At 49.8% G+C, this 20,588-nt stretch carries 13 protein-coding genes and 6 pseudogenes; 9 read left to right on the top strand and 10 right to left on the bottom strand.

Going from position 1 to position 20,588, the window contains the following annotated elements; all coding sequences use genetic code 11:
- Positions 1–2: 2 nt before the first annotated feature.
- Together ACJ2A4_RS10430 and ACJ2A4_RS10425 are read left to right on the top strand one after the other, a co-directional pair.
- Positions 3–788, top strand: coding sequence for a hypothetical protein (locus tag ACJ2A4_RS10430; RefSeq protein ID WP_408872767.1), 786 nt, complete (start codon positions 3–5; stop codon positions 786–788).
- On the top strand, positions 781–1,557 hold the full coding sequence (locus tag ACJ2A4_RS10425) for a segregation and condensation protein A (protein ID WP_408872766.1): 777 nt from the start codon (positions 781–783) through the stop codon (positions 1,555–1,557). Before ACJ2A4_RS10430 ends, ACJ2A4_RS10425 begins: the two co-directional genes overlap by 8 nt.
- A 148-nt stretch (positions 1,558–1,705) precedes the next feature.
- Here the strand turns inward: ACJ2A4_RS10425 and ACJ2A4_RS10420 are convergent, their stop codons facing one another.
- Positions 1,706–2,785 carry an IS5 family transposase gene (locus tag ACJ2A4_RS10420; protein WP_062446029.1) on the bottom strand — a complete coding sequence of 360 codons (1,080 nt, stop codon included), beginning with the start codon at positions 2,783–2,785 and terminating at the stop codon, positions 1,706–1,708.
- 224 nt (positions 2,786–3,009) lie between these two features.
- Positions 3,010–3,184, bottom strand: a pseudogene (locus ACJ2A4_RS10415) (IS5/IS1182 family transposase); the annotation flags it as partial.
- A 579-nt stretch (positions 3,185–3,763) separates the two neighbouring features.
- On the opposite strand from ACJ2A4_RS10415, the gene ACJ2A4_RS10410 reads away from it, so the two are divergent.
- On the top strand, positions 3,764–4,027 hold the full coding sequence (locus ACJ2A4_RS10410) for a hypothetical protein (RefSeq protein WP_408872765.1): 264 nt from the start codon (positions 3,764–3,766) through the stop codon (positions 4,025–4,027).
- A 9-nt stretch (positions 4,028–4,036) separates the two neighbouring features.
- On the opposite strand, the pseudogene ACJ2A4_RS10405 reads toward ACJ2A4_RS10410, so the two are convergent.
- The 3 genes and pseudogenes from ACJ2A4_RS10405 to ACJ2A4_RS10395 form a co-directional block, all read right to left on the bottom strand.
- A pseudogene (locus ACJ2A4_RS10405) lies at positions 4,037–4,123 on the bottom strand (IS5/IS1182 family transposase); the annotation flags it as partial.
- 210 nt (positions 4,124–4,333) lie between these two features.
- Positions 4,334–5,422, bottom strand: a complete 1,089-nt coding sequence (locus ACJ2A4_RS10400; RefSeq protein ID WP_408872764.1) for an IS5 family transposase — start codon at positions 5,420–5,422, stop codon at positions 4,334–4,336.
- 350 nt (positions 5,423–5,772) lie between these two features.
- Positions 5,773–7,473 carry a Hint domain-containing protein gene (locus ACJ2A4_RS10395; protein WP_408872763.1) on the bottom strand — a complete coding sequence of 567 codons (1,701 nt, stop codon included), beginning with the start codon at positions 7,471–7,473 and terminating at the stop codon, positions 5,773–5,775.
- A 120-nt stretch (positions 7,474–7,593) separates the two neighbouring features.
- Here ACJ2A4_RS10395 and ACJ2A4_RS10390 point away from each other — a divergent pair, with 120 nt between their 5' ends.
- Complete coding sequence (locus tag ACJ2A4_RS10390) at positions 7,594–8,280, top strand: recombinase family protein (protein ID WP_408872762.1); 687 nt, start codon at positions 7,594–7,596, stop codon at positions 8,278–8,280.
- Between the two features lie 145 nt (positions 8,281–8,425).
- A protein-coding gene (locus tag ACJ2A4_RS10385; protein ID WP_408872761.1) for an IS3 family transposase occupies positions 8,426–9,612 on the top strand; the annotation gives its coding sequence in 2 pieces (ribosomal slippage) (positions 8,426–8,684 and positions 8,684–9,612; 1,188 coding nt in all).
- A 60-nt stretch (positions 9,613–9,672) separates the two neighbouring features.
- Here the strand turns inward: ACJ2A4_RS10385 and ACJ2A4_RS10380 are convergent.
- Positions 9,673–9,822, bottom strand: a pseudogene (locus ACJ2A4_RS10380) (transposase); the annotation flags it as partial.
- A gap of 84 nt (positions 9,823–9,906) precedes the next feature.
- Between ACJ2A4_RS10380 and ACJ2A4_RS10375 the strand changes: the two are divergent.
- Positions 9,907–10,986: an IS5 family transposase gene (locus ACJ2A4_RS10375; protein ID WP_011252003.1), complete on the top strand. Its 1,080-nt coding sequence runs from the start codon at positions 9,907–9,909 to the stop codon at positions 10,984–10,986.
- A 131-nt stretch (positions 10,987–11,117) separates the two neighbouring features.
- Here ACJ2A4_RS10375 and ACJ2A4_RS10370 read toward each other — a convergent pair.
- Positions 11,118–11,543 (bottom strand): annotated as a pseudogene (locus tag ACJ2A4_RS10370) (transposase); the annotation flags it as partial.
- A gap of 78 nt (positions 11,544–11,621) precedes the next feature.
- Between ACJ2A4_RS10370 and ACJ2A4_RS10365 the strand changes: the two are divergent.
- Positions 11,622–11,861 (top strand): annotated as a pseudogene (locus tag ACJ2A4_RS10365) (IS5/IS1182 family transposase); the annotation flags it as partial.
- A 263-nt stretch (positions 11,862–12,124) separates the two neighbouring features.
- Here ACJ2A4_RS10365 and ACJ2A4_RS10360 read toward each other — a convergent pair.
- The 3 genes from ACJ2A4_RS10360 to ACJ2A4_RS10350 form a co-directional block, all read right to left on the bottom strand.
- A complete protein-coding gene (locus tag ACJ2A4_RS10360) occupies positions 12,125–14,989 on the bottom strand; it encodes a glycosyltransferase (protein ID WP_408872760.1) in 2,865 nt (954 codons plus the stop codon).
- A gap of 68 nt (positions 14,990–15,057) precedes the next feature.
- On the bottom strand, positions 15,058–15,843 hold the full coding sequence (locus ACJ2A4_RS10355; protein WP_408872759.1) for a glycosyltransferase family 2 protein: 786 nt from the start codon (positions 15,841–15,843) through the stop codon (positions 15,058–15,060).
- Positions 15,836–17,692, bottom strand: coding sequence for a hypothetical protein (locus ACJ2A4_RS10350; protein WP_408872758.1), 1,857 nt, complete (start codon positions 17,690–17,692; stop codon positions 15,836–15,838). The genes ACJ2A4_RS10355 and ACJ2A4_RS10350 overlap by 8 nt, the downstream gene beginning before the upstream one ends.
- A 609-nt stretch (positions 17,693–18,301) precedes the next feature.
- Here ACJ2A4_RS10350 and ACJ2A4_RS10345 point away from each other — a divergent pair.
- Together ACJ2A4_RS10345 and ACJ2A4_RS10340 are read left to right on the top strand one after the other, a co-directional pair.
- The gene (locus tag ACJ2A4_RS10345; RefSeq protein ID WP_408872757.1) at positions 18,302–19,381 is read left to right on the top strand and encodes an IS5 family transposase; all 1,080 of its coding nucleotides are present in this window, start codon (positions 18,302–18,304) and stop codon (positions 19,379–19,381) included.
- A 135-nt stretch (positions 19,382–19,516) separates the two neighbouring features.
- Positions 19,517–20,530, top strand: a pseudogene (locus ACJ2A4_RS10340) (IS5 family transposase); the annotation flags it as partial.
- Positions 20,531–20,588: the final 58 nt, after the last annotated feature.

Raw genomic sequence — 20,588 nt, 5'->3', positions numbered from 1 at the left:
CGGTGCCACAGACAACGGCTGAGATCATCGCCGACATTGATGCGATGGTCGCACGCCTGGAGACCTATCGGCTGGAGCTGGAAGCGCGACCGGTGGCCCACGGCTACAGTGAAGCAGTCTCGACCGACGATGAGGACCCAGAGACCGGCTTTCGTCTTCCCACCCGTCCGACGCTTCCCCGTCCTGCCCCCAGGCCACCGGCGAGCGGCACGGCGTTTCCAATCCTGGGATCAGGGCTTGCAGAACCGAAGACCCTTCCCGCTCCGCCCCTTTTCAGTCCCCAGCCGGACTGGCTGGCGCATGTCCTAACCGTCACCGGGCCAGAGGCTGTGCTGGGTCAGTTCCGGGCGGAAGCGGCTGGGACTGGCCGTCTGTCCTGGGGGCCGGATGTCAGCGATCCCGAAGATCTGGGCCGGATCCTTCCTGCTTCGGATGCCCGGACGACCGCTTTGATCGACCAGATTGTCCAGAGCCAGAGGGGACTTCTCGCCCGGGAAGCCGGATCGGGCTCCGTCCCGTTTGACCTCAATGCCCTCTGCCCCATGCCTCTGGATCTTCTCGCCCTTGGTCCGGCCTCTCCCGCAACACAAGCCTGGCTGTGGGAACACTGGGGAACCTCGCGACCGCTGCAGCAGGTCGAAGTCATGGAGGGGTCTCCGAAAGAGAACACCCCCCGCTGGAGCGTCTCGTTCTGGTCGGCCGACTGGACGCCCTGGGCCGCCCTTCAGGCCATTGCGACCCGATGGCCCGACCTCATTTTTTCCATCCGCCCGCTTTACGATGTCTGAGGCGCTGTTTCTGGAGATTGGAGCCTGGAAGGGTTCTCTGGACGCGCTGCTACAGGCCGTCCGCCGTCACGCTGTAGATCTTCGGACGCTTCCGCTAACAGAGCTGATCGATCGGTTTTTAGCCTGTGTGGAGGACGGCTTGAGAGACCGTCCTCTCGAAGAGACGGCAGACGAACTGGTGTTGGCAGCCACCTTGGTGCAGATGCGCTCTGCCCTGCTGCTCCGGAGCGACACGGCCGACCACAGCGCCGCGCTCTCAGCCGCCGAGCAGATCCAACGAGTTCTGCTCCGGAAAGAAGCATTTCAGAAGGCTGTTGAGATTTTTGAACGCCGCTCTGTCTTGGGAGAAGACGTTTTCGGACGCGGGAGCATGGTCCCTTCGCCTTCTGTCGCTGAGCCAGCATCTCTCATTCTCACCCGGGATCTGCTTGACGCGCTTTTGGCTGTTTCCCGTCGGCGGGCGCGACTGGTGCCTGCCGAGAGTTTCTTCCCGCCCCCTTCTGTCCCCCGCCTTTCTGTTCAGGATGCCGTGGCATGGTGGCAGCAGAATCTTCAGGAACATCCGAAGAGCGCGTGGGACCTCATCGAGGGCGTTGTAAGTTTATCTACCGAAAAAGGCCCTCAAAGCCTGACGCAGCGCAAGGCCGCGTGGGCTGTTCATCTTTCGGCAGTTCTGGAGCTGGCAAGGAAAGGAGAGCTGCTGCTTCAGCAGCTAACTTGCGGCGAACAACTTAAGGTCGTCAACGCGAAGCCCAGCACAAACCGTTGATAAGTAAAATATAGGTGGAGGGATCGAAGAACCGTTGGTTGATGTGCTTGGTTCGTGATTTCAGGCTTTTGGCGATTTGATTGACTGTTCTTTTGGGGCGTTTTCGATCTGTATTTTGAGCAGATCGGGGCTTCCTCCCGCTGGATAGCTACGCGGCGGCGCTTATCCGCTCCAGAAAGAGGAAGCGGCGCATATTATAGACGATATTGGCCAGTCCGATCCTCATGGTAGCTCGCGTTATGCCCACGGTTCGGACGAACAGACCCATCTGTGATTTCTGATCGGCAAAGACGTGCTCGACGCGGGATCGGATCACCGACTTCCCTGCATTGGATCGCTGAATATGGCGGGGCATGGGTTTGAGATGCGGCTTCTTCCTGTGAACTTTCGAGACGAAACCCTCTTTATCCATGAAGTCCTCATTGGCTTTTGAGCGATACGCTGTATCAGCCCAGACGCTTGAGGCCGTATTGGTTTTATCCAGAAGGCCCTCGCGCAGTCTGGCACCATCACTGGCAGCAGCATCCGTTGTTTTCCATTTTCGGATGAACCGGAACTTCCGGTCGATGGAAACATGGGACTTGTAGCCAAAGAACGGAATGGCGAGGTCCGTGGCTGGGATCGTCCCGTCATCCTGCCGCTTCGCTTTTGTGAACTTCAGCGTCCATCGTGCATGCCTGTCCTTGTGAGACAGTTTGGATGGCTTGTCCTGCCAATCTTCAGGAATACGTCCTGCCCGGAGGGCAGCTTTCTCTGCATTGGTGTTCCGCTGCTTTGGAGCAGCCACCAGTGTGGCATCCAGGATCTGGCCGGACATTGGCAGATACCCGGCGTTCCGTAGGGTGGCGTCAAAGCGCTCGAACAGCTTCTGGACGGCTCCAGCCTCGGTCAGACGTTCGCGAAACAGCCAGACCGTTTTGGCATCGGGCACCCGGTCCGACAGTCCCAGACCGAGGAAACGCATGAAGGACAGGCGGTCGTTGATCAGATATTCCGTTCGCTCGTCGGAGAGATTGTTCAGCGTCTGGATGACTAAGATCTTGAACATCAGCACCGGATCGAACGGGGGACGGCCGCCTTTGATCCTGTCTGAATAGGCCAGAGCCTTCTCCAGATCAGGGCGGAAGGCCTCAAAATCCACAGCCCGGGAAAAGGCTTCGAGCTGATCGCCAAGCCCGCTTAACCGGGCCAACCGCTCTTCAACATCAAAGAAACCAAGCTGCTTCATCTTCCATGCCCCCAAATCAACTCAGGAGTGATGGAATCACACAGAAATCCTCAAAACCAGAGGGTTTTTCGAACCCTCCAGGTTCCATTGGACCCTCACACCAGACCACAGATATCTGTACCGAATTCGGTCTTGGCTTCTATACCCTCGGCATCATCAGTAAAAAAACTTACTCACAGGCAGAAAATATTTTTTTCCGATTATCCTTTTGATTTTAAATATATTTTGTACGGACCGTCTTCTTGGGACGCATCACGCCAGCGCATACCATTGGCGGTTCACAAAAATGATTCCGCTCCGCCCGAGGCAGTTATCAACGCGAGGTTTGCCATAGCTCTTGGGAAAGAACGCCCGCAGACGATCCGTTTGTTCGTCCGTCAGCCAAAACAGATCGCTCATCTTCAGTCTTCTCACAGACACTGAATCAAAATTCTCTACAAAAATCAATGGATACTGAGCCCGGAAATAACCAAAACTTTAGTGCTAAATTATAAAATTCTATAATATCAGCTTATAATAGTGATGTATTTAACTTTAATTCAATACAGATAACTATTCCCAGATTTACAACCGAAAAACAAAGCCATTTTTTTGATAATTATCAATGGGGTTCTCTAAATTCGAACCTTTGTGTAAATATGTTTGAAACAATGCATTTGTTTAATTGGATAAAAATAAATTGTCTATCAAAATAAAAAAAATAATATTCTATACAGGTCAGGAGTGGATTCCTAGTTCTATGACTATTGAACGACGCCTAATCTTATATGTAACAGATTGGGAAATCACTTATGTTCGAGAACGAGACCCTCTTCATTGTGCTCCTCGTATAAGTGGTAAGAGTAATTTTCGTGCCTGGATAAAGTCCTCAAAAGCGACTAAAATCAATGTTCTAAACCGGCACGAGGGAGATTGGCACGATAAAAAACTAGAGTGGATAAAAAAACGCTTACATTTACTCAAGAGGTAGAAAATTAAATGAAAAATATCGATGGTTGCCAACTGCGTGATACTTTCGACATTTCACAGGCTTTGAAAGAAGGATGGACAATCGATTATAATAATTGCTTGGGTGGTCGTATTCGTGGTATCAACTATAGTGATTTGCACGCATGGTGGCATGTCGCGAGAGAAGTAGAGCGCGGATCCGAATATCATCAATTAGCATTGTTCGAACTTTCTGATAAAGAGCGATTTGCTTTGGAGTTAAGTTGTGGAACTGTGTCTATACCTAACATTTAGACACAGAGTTCATAACCAGAAGATGACGGTTACAGAGAGGCAGATCGCCAAGAAGAATACGGTTGGGCGTCTGTCATAGCGTGTTGCGACCCGTCTTCAGTATCTTGATACTTTCGAATATGGAAGGATCGAAGCATCCCTGGATTGATGTGCTTTGGTTCTGTTTTTAAGGTGGAGGAATCGAAGAACCGTTGGTTGATGCGCTTGGCTCGCGATTTAAGGCTTCTGGCGCTTTGATTGACGGTTTTTGGGGTAACTTTTGATCTGAGTTTTGAGCAAATCGGGAACTACCGTCCCGCTGGATGGCTACGCGCTCGCACTCAATCTTTCGAGGAAGAAGAAGCGACGCATGTTGTAGACGATATTGGCCAGTCCGATCCGCATGGTGGCCCGGGTGATCCCGACAGTTCGGATGAACAGTCCAGTCTGAGACGTCTGGGCAGCAAAGACATGCTCGACACGCGACCGGATCACTGATTTTCCAGCATTCGATTTCTGGATGTGCCGGGGCATAGGCTTGAGACGCGGCTTTTTTCTGTGAACCTTTGAGACAAAACCCTCTTTGTCCATGAAGTCCTCATTCGCTTTCGAGCGATAAGCTGTATCAGCCCAAACGCTTGAGGCCGTATTGGTTTTATCTAACAGCCCCTCTCTCAATCGCGCACCATCACTGGCGGCGGCATCCGTCGTCTTCCATTTTCGGATGAACCGAAACTTCCGGTCGATGGACACGTGGGATTTGTAGCCAAAGAACGGGATGGCGAGATCCGTTGCGGGCATACTCCCGTCATCCTGCCGTTTTGCTTTCGTGAACTTCAGTGTCCATCGTGCATGGCGATCCTTGTGGGACAGTTTGGATGGCCGGTCCTGCCAGTCCTGTGGGATCCGTCCCTTCCAAAGATACGCCTTCTCGGCATTGGTATTGCGCTGCTTTGGTGCTGCCACCAGTGTCGCATCCAGGATTTGGCCCGACATCGGCAGATATCCAGCGTTGCGCTGGGTCGCGTCAAAGCGCTCAAACAGCCTTTCAATGGCATCCACCTGGGTCAGACGCTCGCGAAACAGCCAGGCCGTTTTGGCATCGGGCACTTGGTCCGACAGTCCCAGACCGAGGAAGCATATGAAGGACAGGCGATCATTGATCAGATATTCCGTTCGCTCGTCAGAGAGATTGTTCAGCGTCTGGATGACCAGAATCTTGAACATCAGCACCGAATCGAATGGGAGACGGCCGCCTTTGCTCCTGCGTAAATAGGCTGGAGCCTTCTCCAGATCAGGGCGGAACGCCTCAAAATTCACAGTCCGGGAAAACGCCTGGAGCTGATCGCCAAGCCCGCTCAATCGAGCAAGCCGCTCGTCAACATCAAAGAAAAACTCGGCTGCTTCATGAGCCACCCCCCCCCCAATCATCACACAAGGTAGGGAATCACAGCCAACAGTTCAGAGCCAAGGGGTTTTTAGAACCCTCCACCTGCATTGATGCGACCGACCCCACCGGCCTGGGATCAATCAGGAACGTTGCTATGCAGAGTCTTCCGGCTCTGTCTTCTACCCTCGTTCCTACGGACTGGGCGCTGCACTGGCTCACATGGTTCGCAGCTTCGAGTTGTTCCGGCGCACCGTTAATCCGACGCCGACTCGCCCCGGCTGAAGAAGAATGCGAAGTGCCATAAACCCTTCCATTAAAAAAAACCCCGTCCTCGAGAGGAGAACGGGGCCTTTATATCTCATACTAGTTTAATGGATCATGCCTTACGGGCGAGATCGTTTGTGAGTGTATCCTCGAGGAGATAGGGGCCTGCTTTCTTGATCTGGATTGCCAGCAGAGCAACGCTGTTAGGATGACGCTCACCGAGCGGCAGCAGGGCATTGCCTGACGTCCAGCGCGTGTCTTCCCATTCCAGGGTATTCCAGCCCGCCAGCTCCTTGTCGGTCAGATGAACCTTGAGGTTCTGGCTGCCCCGGCCTTCGAACATCGTGATCTCGCCGACGGCGACACCGAAATAACGACGATCATCCACGAACGGGCCGACCACATCACTGGGGCGGCTGGCATTGGAGACGATACGCACGCTCTTCACGCCTGTGGGGATCATGAAGACAACGCGATCACTGGCGTTACGCGCAGGACGGATCACCATGCCGTTGTCTGTTTCGAGATGAAGATCCGCCTCTTCCGTCAGGACGGGAGCGGCTTCACGGCTTGCAAGAGCGGCCTGCTCGGCGCGGGTTTCGGCCTGACGGAACAGCGGTTCCACGAACTCACGGCTGACGCCGAGCGGAGCGCCGGCATTCTCATCCCAGTTCAAGTTCCGGGAGGGGGTGAAGGCCACAACACTTCCGTTCTGATGGAAGCTGCGACGGTTACCCGTGTCCAGGTAGCTTTCTGTCAGCATGCCATCGGCTGTGATGACAGAATGCTGCTCGGTTTCGATATGGTAGTACTCGTAGGACGTGATGGCCTTGTCGTAGAAGATCGAGCGGCCGTTGACGAGCATGCGGGCCGGGACGAACTTCCCGTCGAAGAACAGGCAGTGTTCTGCCGTGATCAGCATGTCCTTGTAAGGCACGCCATCGGCAATTGCATTCTTGAGGAGACGGATCGGATAACCGGCTTCGTCATCCGGAAGGTCAGGACGCACTGTCGCACGTGCTTTGCCAACCCAGACGACTGAGCGCGTAACGTCCTGGTTGTTTTGCCAGTCAAATGCAACAACCTGATTGCCAATCCGAACGTCTTCTACCGCAACATCTCCGTCCGCCGTGCGAATCATGCTGCCAGACAGAAAACATGCCTGACCAGGTGTGTGACCTTGAGCGTCTGAACTATAAATTATTGTCCAGTTGTTATTACCATTCACACCCTGACGAAAAGCAGGCTGTCTTGTGGAATCAAGATCATATCCTTTGGTAACAGTGATCGTTGACTGGTTGCCATTGTCGTTTTGACCAGCGCCACTCATCCAATCGACCGTGATCTTGGCCGGGTTTTGAGATGTCCCATAGGAAACGTTGCCGCCTGTGCCCCATTCAAGGTGAACAATGTGAATATTCGTTCCTTGCAGGTTATAATTACCACCCTGAGCATTCGGGATACCTGCGCTTTTCGGATCCTCTAATGTACCCGTAACCGTGAACGATGTACTACCCGTTATCAGTGTTGCAGGGCCACCGTTCCCACCAATTGTCACGTTTGCAACTGTGATTGGGGTATTGCCACTGAGAGTAGGCCTCATATTCTTGACGGCGTTATTCATGGCGTTTGCATCACCATGATATGTATAGCCTGCCTGATTCAGTGAATTGCCACTCATGATAAGAATATTATCGTTGGCACCAGGAACACCAGTCTGTGTAGTAACGTTTGTTCCTATAACAACATTCCAATTATCTGGATTGTTCCAATCCGTATTTTTCGCACCAGTCCATAGATAAGTATTGGCCATCTTATTAATCCTGATTTGCGCAAAAACTGAAATCAGCTTTCGCTTCCGTGAAAGTCTCATTTTCGTTTACATAACGCAAACGAAAAACACAACAACGAAATAAAAATTGTTAGAAAAATAATGTCTCCAGGTATTTGCGCAAATCAGGAATTGCGTAAATTTGTATTCTTGGTTAAGTCTCTGCCATCGTCGCTTCAGGATGGCAAAACAGTGTCTCGTAAAATTGGATATGCCCGCGTCAGCACAATTGGTCAGACACTGGATGTGCAACTTCAAGCCCTACAAGATTATGGCTGCACTAAAATATTCCGCGAAAAAGCCAGTGGTGCTGATGCAGAGCGCATCCAACTTCAGAAACTCCTGAAAGGTCTGTCAAAAGGCGAGATTGTTGTTGTCACCCGCATTGATCGTCTGGCGCGGAGCACGTTTGATCTGTTTGGAATCGTTAAGGAAATCACCCAGAAAGGAGCACAGTTCTGCTCCATAGCGGAACCGTGGGCTGATACCATGACAAGTACTGGTCGTCTGATGCTGGCTGTATTGGACGGTCTCGCTGATGTTGAGCGGGACTTGATCAGAACGCGCACTGCGGAAGGACGATTACGTGCAACGCGGCGAGGTGTGAAAATGGGTCGTCCTGCAATGATTACACAAGCACAGCGGCATGAAATAATACGCCGGCGTCAAAACGGAGAAACACTAAAAGTGATTGCCCAAAGCTATGGAATTAGTGCTGGAACGGTTTCACGGATTGTAACGGGAGCAGATAGCCATCGCTGTCGCAAACAACTTACAAACGAAGACTGAGCCTTTTTGGGACAGACCGGAATCATGGTGTATTGCATGGTCGTTTTTCCAAGAGAGTTCAAATGTGACAACAAGGGGCAGAGGCGGTCCCCATTTTTCGGACAGGACGATAAGCTATAATCCGACCTGAGAGAGGACGGGTTTTATGGGCAAGGTTACGCGCAAGAGATATGCAGCGGAGTTCAAATCACGGGTTGCCCTGGAAGCGATCCGTAGCGAACTGACGCTGGCGGAACTGGCGTCGAAACATGGGGTGCATCAGACGATGATCGCTCAATGGAAACGGCAGGCGATCGAGGGGATGGCAGCGACCTTTTCCGGAAAGAGGGTGTCTGAGCCCCCGGTCAGTCCGGCTGATGTGGAGAAACTGCACGCGAAGATAGGCGAGCTTCTCGTGGAACGGGATTTTTTACGCGATGCCTCTGCTCGGTTGGGCGTGATCAGAGGCGGCAGATGATCGACCCGAAGCGAGCACGTCTGCCGATCATCCGGCAATGCACGCTGCTACAACTCAACCGGTCGGGCGTGTACTATCGGCCTGTGCCACAGAACGGGGCCAATCTGGCGTTGATGCGGCTGATCGACGCCCAGTTCCTGGAAACGCCGTATTATGGCTCGCGGCAGATGACATGGCATCTGCGCCGCCAGGGACATGAAGTGGGCCGCAAGCGGGTCCGGCGGCTCATGGCGATCATGGGCCTGCGGGCGATCTACCAGAAGCCGCGCACGACCGTGCCCTATCCGGAGCATCGGAAATATCCATATCTGCTACGGGATCTGGTCATCAATCGGCCTGACCAGGTCTGGTGTTCCGATATCACATATATTCCCATGAAACGGGGATTTCTCTATCTCGTGGCGATCATGGACTGGTTCACGCGCAAGGTCCTGTCCTGGCGTCTGTCGAACACGATGGACGTGGAGTTCTGTATCGAGGCACTCCGAGATGCGCTGATGCGCTATGGCGCCCCGGACATTTTCAATACTGACCAGGGGTCGCAATTTACGACACCCCGTTTCACCGGGATACTGGAAGAGCGTCAGATCCGCATCAGCATGGATGGGCGCGGTCGCTGGCTGGACAACGTGTTCATCGAGCGCCTGTGGCGGTCGCTGAAATACGAATGCGTCTACCTGTACGCGTTCGAGACCGGATCAGAGCTGAGGGCCGGGCTTGGCAGATGGATCGCCCATTATAACGAAAGGCGTCCGCATACGGCGCTGGCTGGACGAACGCCCGATGAGGCGTATCATAACGTGCCGACGCCATCTGGTCCGGGGTTAACCCCGGACCAGATGGCCAACAGCAACGCCGTCAGAAGGGCGGCATAACAACAACCGGGTATAGCTTATTCAAACCCAAAAACTGTCCGAACAGACGGGTCCACCTCTCATGGCCTCCGCCAGAAGACGTTTCATGCGGCTGTTTTCATTTTCCAGCGCCTTCAGCCATTTGGCCTCCGATTTTTCAAGACCGCCATAGCGGGTCTTCTATTTGTAAAACGTCGTGTCACTGATCCCGTATTTGCGGCAAAGATCAGAGACCTGGAGGGTTCTAAAAACCTCTTGGTATTGAGGCCTACGCTGTGATTCCATTTTTCTGGTTCTGGTTGGAGGAATGGCGCTATGAAACAGGCGGGATTTTTTGACGTTGAAGAGCGGCTTGCTCGGTTAAGCGGTCTTGGCGACCAGCTCGAAGCCTTTTCCCGGACTGTGGATTTTGAGGTGTTCCGCCCGGAACTGGACAAAGCACTGGCCTATTCAGACGGGAGCAAAGGCGGGCGTCCACCGTTTGATCCGGTGCTGATGTTCAAGATCCTGGTGATCCAGACACTCAACAATCTGTCCGATGAACGGACGGAATACCTGATCAACGACCGTCTCTCCTTCATGCGCTTTTTAGGTCTGGGGCTGTCGGACCGTGTACCTGATGCCAGAACGGTATGGCTGTTTCGAGAGCGTCTGACCCAGGCTGGTGCGATTGGTGGTCTGTTCAATCGCTTTGACGCAACCCTGCGTAACGCTGGTTATCTGCCGATGTCAGGCCAGATCCTGGATGCCACGCTGGTAGCGGCTCCGAAGCAGCGCAATACCAATGCGGAGAAGGCGGATCTGCGTGAAGGACGGATCCCTCAGGACTGGCAGGACAAGCCGTCAAAGCTGTCCCACAAGGACAGGCATGCGCGCTGGACCCTGAAGTTCACGAAAGCGAAGCGACAGGAGGACGGGAGTATCCCTGCAACAGATCTGGCCATCCCGTTCTTTGGCTATAAATCGCACATCTCCATCGACCGGAAATTTCGGCTGATCCGCAAATGGAAGACGACAGATGCCGCCGCCAGTGATGGCGCGCGATTGAGGGAGGGCCTGCTTGATAAAAGCAATACAGCTTCAACGGTCTGGGCAGACACAGCCTACCGCTCAAAAGCCAATGAGGACTTCATGGAAAAGCAGGGCTTTGTCTCGAAGGTTCACAGGAAAAAGCCGCATCTCAAGCCAATGCCACGCCATATCCAGAGATCCAACGCAGGAAAGTCCGTTATCCGGTCGCGTGTCGAGCATGTCTTTGCCGATCAGAAATCACAGACGGGGCTGTTCGTCCGAACCGTAGGCATAACGCGGGCCACCATGAGGGTCGGGCTGGCCAATATCGTCTATAATATGCGCCGCTTTCTCCTCTTGGAGCGGATTAACGCCGCCGCGTAGCAATCCAGAGCAGGAAACCATCGCTCTGCTCAAAACCCAGAGTAAAAGTTAGACCAGGGAAGCAGCAGTCAACACGCTAAAAACCTGAAATCAGGCACAAGAGAAGTCAATCAAAGGTTTTTCGAACCCTCCATCTGGCCGGACATCGGGAGATAACCGGCGTTCCGCAGAGTTGCATCAAACCGGCCAAACAGTCTTTCAATGGCTCCCGCCTGGGTCAGGCGTTCACGGAACAGCCAGACCGTTTTGGCATCCGGCACACGGTCCGACAGCCCCAGGCCAAGGAAACGCATGAACGACAGGCGGTCATTGATCAGATACTCTGTCCGCTCATCAGACAAATTGTTCAGCGTCTGGATCATCAGGATCTTGAACATCAGTACCGGATCAAACGGCGGACGCCCGCCTTTACTGCCGTCTGAATACGCCAGAGCCAGCTCCAGATCAGGGCGGAACACCTCAAAATCCACAGTCCGGGAAAAGGCCTCCAGCTGATCGCCAAGCCCGCTCAGCCGAGCAAGGCGCTCTTCAACATCAAAGAAACCAGGCTGCTTCATCTTCCACCATCCCCAATCAACGCCGAAGAAATGGAATCACAGAGAAAGCCGCAAAACCAGAGGGTTTTTCGAACCCTCCAGGTTCATCGCAAAAAGCCGCATCTCAAGCCTATGCCCCGGCATATCCAGAAATCGAATGCAGGAAAATCCATTATCCGGTCGCGTGTCGAGCATGTCTTTGCCGATCAGAAGTCACAGACGGGGCTGTTTGTCCGGACTGTCGGTATCAGCCGAGCCACCATGAGGATCGGGCTCGCCAATATCGTCTACAATATGCGCCGCTTCCTCTTCCTCGAAAGATTGAACGCGAGCGCATAGCCATCCAGCGGAAGAGAACTCCCAATCTGCTCAAAACGCAGACCGGAGGCCATCGCAAAAACCGTCAATCAAATCGCCAAAACCCAGAAATTACCGGCCAAGCACATCAATCAGGGGTTCTTCGATCCCTCCAGGTCACTCATCTTCAGTCTCCTCACAGAGGCTGAATCAGATTTCCGCAATCATATCAATGGGTCCTGAGCCTAAATACCCAGGCTTAGGACTCATTGGTTTTTTGTAAACTTGTCATAAAAATTTATATTCTATGAAAAAATAATTTTCTTTATTATTTGAGAATATAAATTTTTGGTATTATAGTTTTTTATATTTTCAAGTTCGTTTTTTTTTATTTCCTGCCATATTTTTTTATCATTATATATTTCTGATATAATATTACATGTTTCATTGGCATCATCTATTTTAAGTTTTATAACATCCTTTCCAACTTTCCATCCTGTTTGGTTGCATAGAATTTCTGAAGCAATAATAGGTAATCCATGGGACGCTGCTTCATATAGTTTGTAAGGAATACCTGCAGCATAACGTGTAGGTGCTATGAAGAAGCGTGCCTCATTATAGAGGACAGAAAGATTGTCGACTTCACCGAGATATATTATGCGTTGTCCCTGAGGGAAGGCTGAAAATGACACTCCCGGTCCTAAATGACCTGCAATAATCAGTCGTGAATTTTCGGGAAGAATACTTTCCAAATCCGGCCACAAAACCGTCGTTAGCCATAGAACAGAGTCATAATTGGGCGAATTGAAGTCATGAATAGCCCCCACGAAAAGAAAATCAAATCTCTCTTCCCATTTTTTAGAAGACGGTTTTGGAGTTTGAACATGACCAAGTATTGATACATTCGTAAAACCGTTCTTTTTTAGAAGACTGGCATCATAATCATTTACCGCCACGATTTTTGTAGCAATCAACAGACATTCAAATTCCGAACGAAGGCGTTTTGCAAGGGGCGAACGTTGATTGTCAGGGATGCCTACAAGGCGATCATATTGCTCTTCGCGAACAGCACTGACTGCTTCTGTATCTGCAACAATCTCAGCCAAGGGCATAAGATGAGATATCTTCTCGATAATCGGAACCAGACGCCGCACGTTTTGCGTTCGACAGATCCAGATTGTATCATACAGTCCAGCACGCAGAGAAAAAAAATCTTCAAGATCGTTAATATCCTGATCCCATATGATCTCAACAGAATCCGGGAATGCATTGTAAAGCCGGTTCGCGGAGACAACGGGTTTGAATATAGGAAATACAGTAACTTCGTGCCCCATGTGGGACATGGTAGTTATGATGTCATGTGAACGGGAGAATCCTGACCCATATGATTTTAACGGAATTCGATCTTCAATAAATAAAATTCTTTTTGAATCCTGCTTTCTTACAGAACGGGCTAAATTATTATTTTGTTTTGACTTTACAATCTTCTTTGAGAGAAAGTCGCTATGCTTCGAATTAAAAATGATCCTATTACGGTTAATGTATCCGGTCCCGTTTTTTGCGCTCGAGGAACCATATTCATAATGGATAGCGGTGATCGAGGGATCATAAATAACGTCATAACCTGATTTCCAGACATTTACACAATAATCGGTCTCTTCATAATAAGCTGGAATATAATCTTCATCGAAACCACCGATCTTTCGGAACAACTCTGTTCTTGTAAAAAGGGCTGCTCCAGAGCAGAAATCGACACGACGCACAAAATTCGCTTCCGGAGCATCCGGACTGGCGCCTCGCATATAACCTGCAACACTTCCGTCGCGATAAATGATCGCACCTGCTTCCTGTAACAAGCCGTTTGTCCGGATCAGCTTTCCGCCAATCACTCCGACTTCTGGATCGCGACGGAACCGATTGATAGCAGCCTCGATACTCCCCAATAAGATTTCGGTATCATTGTTCAAAAAAAGAACATACGGCGCACGTATCTGCTGAACTGCGGCATTGCAGGCACGGATAAAAGCGACGTTACCTTCAAAACGCAGAATTGTTGCGCCATGAACATAGTGCTCTATATGACAGGTCTCATCGTCTGATCCGCTGTCAGCAATAATCAGTTGTATTTCATGCCTGTAAGAGGCTCTCAAAGCTGTCAACGCATTTAGCGTCATATCAAAATTATTATGCAACACCACGACGACACTGATATCAGGGTGCTGAAATGAAAAATCCAACTTCGATCGGGCTGCATTGATCGCCAAAGAGGTACTTTTTTTTTCAAAAGCAAATTTCGTTTTTACTTCGGTATTTTCTAAAATTTCGTCAACTTCAGGAACTTTTCCGTCAAATTGGCACCATCCTACAAAGACGTTTGGAATACGGCCATTGAAGAGGAGCTTCTGAATATAAGGCTCGTGATAGAACCGTTCCAGGTCGATGTCCGGATGGGGGCGGCGGCGTTCCTGAATGCCGTAAAGTAGGAAGTGTTGATATCCATTAAAAAACCGTCCGGATTTGATAGGCTCTACAAGATCCGGATTTGATTCGACATAAAATTTCTCTGAAAAGAATCGCGAAGGGCTATACTTCTTGCAGTCTGTCTCTGTTAAATATTGATGAAGGAGAGAGTGCCATTTCCCGCTTTTTAAACGGGGAAAAATTTCTGGATAGGTCTTGGCATACCAGTTCCGATCAAAATAAAGATTATCAAAATCTCTCTTGGGATTTTGGATATAATTATAGAACGGTTGTTTGACATCCCCATCTGCTAGAGACTTGAGATACTCAAGAGGATCAAAAAACCAGGACCCGCTACGAAATTCCTGGTCACCATACTGGATGTAATGATCATAGCCATTGGAAAAAACGGTCTCGTTAACGAGCGCACGAGCGACATCTGAGTATCTTTTAAGATAATATTCTTCACAGAATAACCAATGGGGATCCCGATCCTTATATCCGATTTTTCGATAATGATCGAAACCGGAAATAAACTCTCCTTGATTAATCGCATTACGAACGTCACCATAACGCTGGACGTAATAAGATTCATCAAAATAGGGATTGGGCTGATAGCCACATTTTCCAGCCAAAAGTAGAACTTCCTCAGGATCAAAGTCGACCTGATCCTTGAAAATTTCTTCGATCTCAGGATAGGTTTTTTTCATCCAGGAAAAATCTATATATTCCCAAGACTGTTTTGTGTTACCCACTGAACTTTCCAGTAAAATTGAATTCATTTGTATTCTTGAATTTTGGGATGTCCTGGGTGACGATACTTCATTATGATCTCTAGATCGTAATGGGATTTATGCGCCTCAGTGGCCGTCCGGGACACGCCATGGACCCGATAACGACAAAGAATTTCCGGCAAAAATACCATATCGATCCCGTGATCGATAAATTTGAGCCAGAAATCATAGTCCTCCCATCCTTCTTCAATATGGGAAAAGCCGCCTACCTGAGCCCAGGCAGACTTCTTCATCATCGCCATGATGTCGACATAGTTATGGAGGTACATTCGTTCAACGTCCCACAAATCAGCACTTCCGATTTGGTTACGGTCACCGAATTCGACAATCTGGCAATAAACACCCTGCGCATCAGATCTTTGCAAACAATCATGTAATTTAGCAATGGCTGTGGTCATGATTGTATTATCAGCATCCATTATAAAAATTGTATCAGATGGACAATACTCGATGGCTGTATTACGTGACGCTGATGGTCCCTGATTAATAATATTTTTCAGTAACTTGATTGAAAAAAATCTGTCTTTATTTTCTTCCATCCACTCCAAAATCTTTTTTACAGATGAGTCCTTGCGGGAATCATCATCGATCACAACAAGGCTCAAGGTTTTATGGGTTTGATTTAAAATAGAATTAAGACACTCTGTGACGTATTCTTCATAATTATAGTTTGTAACTATAACAGAGACATGGCCTGCATTATCAATCAAGTCATCTGCACTATGACTGAATAGAATTTCCGGGGCAGGCTTCCAGGCTTTATCAAGCATTTTCGAGACTTTCTTTCCAGACGCGCCCAATGAAATTGAAAATATCATTAAACTTTGATTTTTGTAACTTCTTATCCTTGAAAAGATTTAGGCACGAAGTTTGTACTTCCTGCATTTTTTTCTGTCCGTCTGTCGTATCAAGAAGCCATGAAATGAGATGTGGCATATGTCGGGGAGTTTCTGTGAGAAAATGGACCCCTTCCTCATAGAGAGGCGTTGGCAGACATTCCTCGCTTACAACAACCGCTCCTCGCGCGGCCCCTTGTTTTATAATGCGGTGCCACTCAAAGTAGGGATCATCATTACGATGAATATTCAGGCATATTTTGCTGTTTTCAGCGACGTAGAACGGCATACGCCCTAATATTTCATTCACGCCTTCCATACGAATGGGACCGTGGGGTTTGCGATAGTATAAAAAGCACTCACGCAAAGCGAAAAAATCGACATTGCGTGAGAAAAATTTCTCTCGTTTGGCTGAGGCATTTCCGAAAAAACTGACATCAAGCGCGCGTTCTGAAATCGGGCGCAGAACTGATTTGGGGACATCAAGTTTTGCACTATCAGGTAGAACACGGAAAAATGCATGCGCACGATCCCGGTCTAAAATTTTCGTCGCAGCCGGACTGGGGATCGGATCAAAATGGAATGCAGGAAGTCCGATAGACTCGAACAACTCGATATTCTGGTACAGAAAATCAATAACGCCTGCAGACATCAGGAGATAGATAAGGCCTCGTGTGAACCATGCCGTTTGAGATTGCTCAGTGTTGAGCATAAGAGAAGATTTAAGAATATCCTCTCGTTCCCAATGCTTGCTTCCGTCAAGAAAGAAAAATTCATGAGGGGCGCAGAAAATACAGAGGTCCGGCTTAGCACTCAGAGGGGTTTTTTCTGTTTCAAGTGAAACCTGAAAATCTCCTCCCTTCAAGCAATCAAGAAGATCTTCTGCAATTTCTTTGATAAAACAGTTGCCCTCAGTATGATAAAAAATACCTATCGACTTTGGTAAAGGAAGATCTTTTTCCCGATGAGCTGTCAGGTAATATTTTAGAGACTCCTTTGATTTCTGCCCTAAAATTTTCGCGATACGCAGTTTGGAAAGAAGGGTACGTCCTTCAGGAATGCCATAAAGGATCGCATGCTGATGTGGCAGCAGCTCCGAACTCGAGACATCCCCATTCAAAGAAAGATAATCTTTCTCCGAAAAAAGGGGAAATTCTGCCAATCTATGTGTAACACGAGCCAGAATCTCATAACTAAAATTCTTTAAAAGCCCTTTATCAAGAAAATCCAATTCGCGATTATTTTTTAAATAATGAATAAATGGGGCTTCCCCAGGTCCAATATCCTTCCTGAAGGCGTCAATATATTTTTCATTATTATATTTTTTGTTGGGGCTTCTGTTTAATTCATGTATCCCGTATTTAATGTAATGTACAAGAGGAGGAATATCTATATTTCCTAAGTCAGGATTGCTTTCAATATAATACTCTTCATCAAATAAATTATAATGCACAATAAGGTTATACAGATAAACTTCTTGGGGAGTCAGGAAATCCTTGGAGGACTCTGGCCTGTAACAGTTGCGTGAAAGAAGATCGAGAAAAGGATGACCTTCTATCTCCCCGAGAGAAAAATCAGAAATATACTGTTGAGCATCAAATTCCGGATACGGCTTTCTCTGATCTTCATTCAATCCATAATGGACATAGTGAACAATGGGATCAATTCCATTTTCAGCAACATCCTTATTATCTGAAATATATCCTTTCTCATCAAATAAACCTGATTCTCTTATTTCAGCAATGAGCTTATCTGGATCAGAGAGCAAAGGAGAACCTTCCACGAAAATTCATTTTAAAACTGAGAAGAAAATCTTAATCACAAAAAAAGGATGAAGTCGATATCATCTCTGGCGAAGAAACTGTTTCGAAGGGTCCGGGATATCCTCCTCACAAAACGTGATTCAGTAATTTGTGTGCGGCACCGGATATTCATCAAGCATCAGATGACGGATCGGTACGCCTCAGCAAGATCTGATTGTACCCATGAGCAACACTCATATCCCGTATGGGATATAGGTGGAGGGTTCTAAAAACCTCTTGGTATTGAGGCCTACGCTGTGATTCCATTTTTCTGGTTCTGGTTGGAGGAATGGCGCTATGAAACAGGCGGGATTTTTTGACGTTGAAGAGCGGCTTGCTCGGTTAAGCGGTCTTGGCGACCAGCTGGAGGGTTCGAAAAACCCGCTGGTTTTGAAACCAACTCTGTGATTCCATTCGTCCGGTTCTGACTGAGGGAATAGCGCTATGAAGCAGTCTGGTTTCTTTGACGTTGAAGAGCGGCTTGCCCGATTGAGCGGGCTTGGCGATCAGCTGGAGGGTTCGAAAAACCCTTGGCTCTGAGCTGTTCTGTGTGATTCCATTTCTTCGGCGTTGATTGGGGATGGTGGAAGATGAAGCAGCCTGGTTTCTTTGATGTTGAAGAGAGGCTTGCCCGGCTGAGCGGGCTGGGTGATCAGCTCGAAGCGTTTTCCCGGACTGTGGATTTTGAAGTGTTCCGCCCTGATCTGGAGCTGGCTCTGGCCTATTCGGACAGGATCAAAGGCGGCCGTCCCCCGTTCGATCCGGTGCTGATGTTCAAGATCTTAGTCATCCAGACGCTGAACAATCTCTCCGACGAGCGAACGGAATATCTGATCAACGACCGCCTGTCGTTCATGCGCTTTCTGGGATTGGGGCTGTCGGATCGGGTGCCGGATGCCAAAACGGTCTGGCTGTTTCGCGAGCGTCTGACCCAGGCGGGAGCGATCGAGGGTCTGTTCAATCGCTTTGATACAATCCTGCGCAGCGCTGGTTATCTGCCGATGTCAGGCCAGATCCTGGATGCCACACTGGTGGCGGCTCCAAAGCAGCGGAACTCCAACGCAGAAAAAGCGGATCTTCGGGCAGGACGTATTCCCGAAGACTGGCAGGACAAACCGGCAAAGCTGTCGCACAAGGACCGTCATGCGCGCTGGACGCTGAAGTTCACGAAGGCAAAGCGGCAGGATGATGGAACCATGCCATCCAGTGACCTCCCCATCCCGTTCTTTGGCTATAAATCGCACATTTCTATCGATCGGAAATACCCGTTCATCCGGAAATGGAAAACAACGCATGCCGCCGCCAGCGATGGGGCACGATTGAGAGAAGGCCTGCTGGATAAAACCAATACGGCCTCAAGCGTTTGGGCTGATACAGCCTATCGCTCGAAAGCGAATGAGGACTTCATGGACAAAGAGGGTTTTGTCTCAAAGGTTCACAGAAAAAAGCCGCATCTCAAGCCTATGCCCCGACATATCCAGAAATCGAATGCTGGAAAGTCGGTCATCCGATCGCGTGTCGAGCACGTCTTTGCTGACCAGAAATCCCAGACGGGACTGTTCATCCGAACTGTCGGCATCACCCGGGCCGTTATGAGGATCGGGCTGGCCAATATCGTCTATAATATGCGCCGTTTTCTCTTCCTGGAGCGGATGAACGCGAGCGCGTAGTCATCCAGCGGGAGGGCAGTCCCCGATCTGTTCAAAACGCAGATCAAAAGCTCCCCCAAAAACCGTCAATCAAATCGCCAAAAGCCTGAAATCACGAGCCAGGCGCATCAACCAACGGTTCTTCGATCCCTCCAGCTCGAAGCGTTTTCCCGGACTGTGGATTTTGAAGTCTTCCGCCCTGATCTGGAGCAGGCTTTGGCGTATTCAGACGGCAGTAAAGGCGGGCGTCCGCCGTTTGATCCGGTACTGATGTTCAAGATCCTGATGATCCAGACGCTGAACAATTTGTCTGATGAGCGGACAGAGTATCTGATCAATGACCGCCTGTCGTTCATGCGTTTCCTTGGCCTGGGGCTGTCGGACCGTGTGCCGGATGCCAAAACGGTCTGGCTGTTCCGTGAACGCCTGACCCAGGCGGGAGCCATTGAAAGACTGTTTGGCCGGTTTGATGCAACTCTGCGGAACGCCGGTTATCTCCCGATGTCCGGCCAGATCCTGGATGCCACACTGGTGGCTGCTCCCAAGCAACGCAATACGAAGGCTGAGAAAGCCGATCTTCGGGAAGGGCGTATTCCTGAAGACTGGCAGGACAAACCCGCAAAGCTGTCGCACAAGGACCGTCATGCGCGCTGGACACTGAAGTTCACCAAAGCAAAGCGGCAGGATGATGGAACCATGCCCTCCAGCGATCTCGCCATCCCGTTCTTTGGCTATAAATCGCACATTTCCATCGATCGGAAATTCCGGTTCATCCGAAAATGGAAGACGACGGATGCCGCCGCCAGTGATGGTGCGCGATTGAGAGAAGGGCTGCTGGATAAAACCAATACGGCCTCAAGCGTTTGGGCCGACACGGCGTACCGCTCCAAAGCCAACGAAGACTTCATGGAAAAGCAGGGTTTTGTCTCAAAGGTTCACAGAAAAAAGCCGCATCTCAAGCCTATGCCCCGACATATCCAGAAATCGAATGCTGGAAAGTCCGTGATCCGCTCGCGTGTCGAGCATGTCTTTGCCGATCAGAAATCGCAAATGGGTTTGTTCGTCCGAACTATCGGTATCACCCGGGCCACCATGAGGATCGGCCTGGCCAATATCGTCTACAATATGCGCCGCCTCCTCTTCCTCGAAAGATTGAACGCGAGCGCATAGCCATCCAGCGGAGGACAACTCCCAATCTGCTCAAAACGCAGACCGGAGGCCATCGCAA

It is taken from the genome of Gluconobacter roseus, assembly GCF_046058915.1.
Classification (GTDB): Bacteria; Pseudomonadota; Alphaproteobacteria; order Acetobacterales; family Acetobacteraceae; genus Gluconobacter; species Gluconobacter roseus_A.
Note: the sequence above shows the minus strand (reverse complement) of the source record. Positions and strands in the feature narration are given on the sequence as shown.

Bases quoted from the DNA above. Each gene is read 5' to 3' on its own strand.
- ACJ2A4_RS10420 (WP_062446029.1), bottom strand. From the start codon at position 2,785: ATGAAGCAGCTTGGTTTCTTTGATGTTGAAGAGCGGTTGGCCCGGTTA.
- ACJ2A4_RS10360 (WP_408872760.1), bottom strand. From the start codon at position 14,989: ATGAAAAAAACCTATCCTGAGATCGAAGAAATTTTCAAGGATCAGGTC.
- ACJ2A4_RS10395 (WP_408872763.1), bottom strand. From the start codon at position 7,473: ATGGCCAATACTTATCTATGGACTGGTGCGAAAAATACGGATTGGAAC.
- ACJ2A4_RS10410 (WP_408872765.1), top strand. From the start codon at position 3,764: ATGAAAAATATCGATGGTTGCCAACTGCGTGATACTTTCGACATTTCA.
- ACJ2A4_RS10355 (WP_408872759.1), bottom strand. From the start codon at position 15,843: ATGCTTGATAAAGCCTGGAAGCCTGCCCCGGAAATTCTATTCAGTCAT.
- ACJ2A4_RS10375 (WP_011252003.1), top strand. From the start codon at position 9,907: ATGAAACAGGCGGGATTTTTTGACGTTGAAGAGCGGCTTGCTCGGTTA.
- ACJ2A4_RS10390 (WP_408872762.1), top strand. From the start codon at position 7,594: ATGTCTCCAGGTATTTGCGCAAATCAGGAATTGCGTAAATTTGTATTC.
- ACJ2A4_RS10425 (WP_408872766.1), top strand. From the start codon at position 781: ATGTCTGAGGCGCTGTTTCTGGAGATTGGAGCCTGGAAGGGTTCTCTG.
- ACJ2A4_RS10345 (WP_408872757.1), top strand. From the start codon at position 18,302: ATGAAGCAGCCTGGTTTCTTTGATGTTGAAGAGAGGCTTGCCCGGCTG.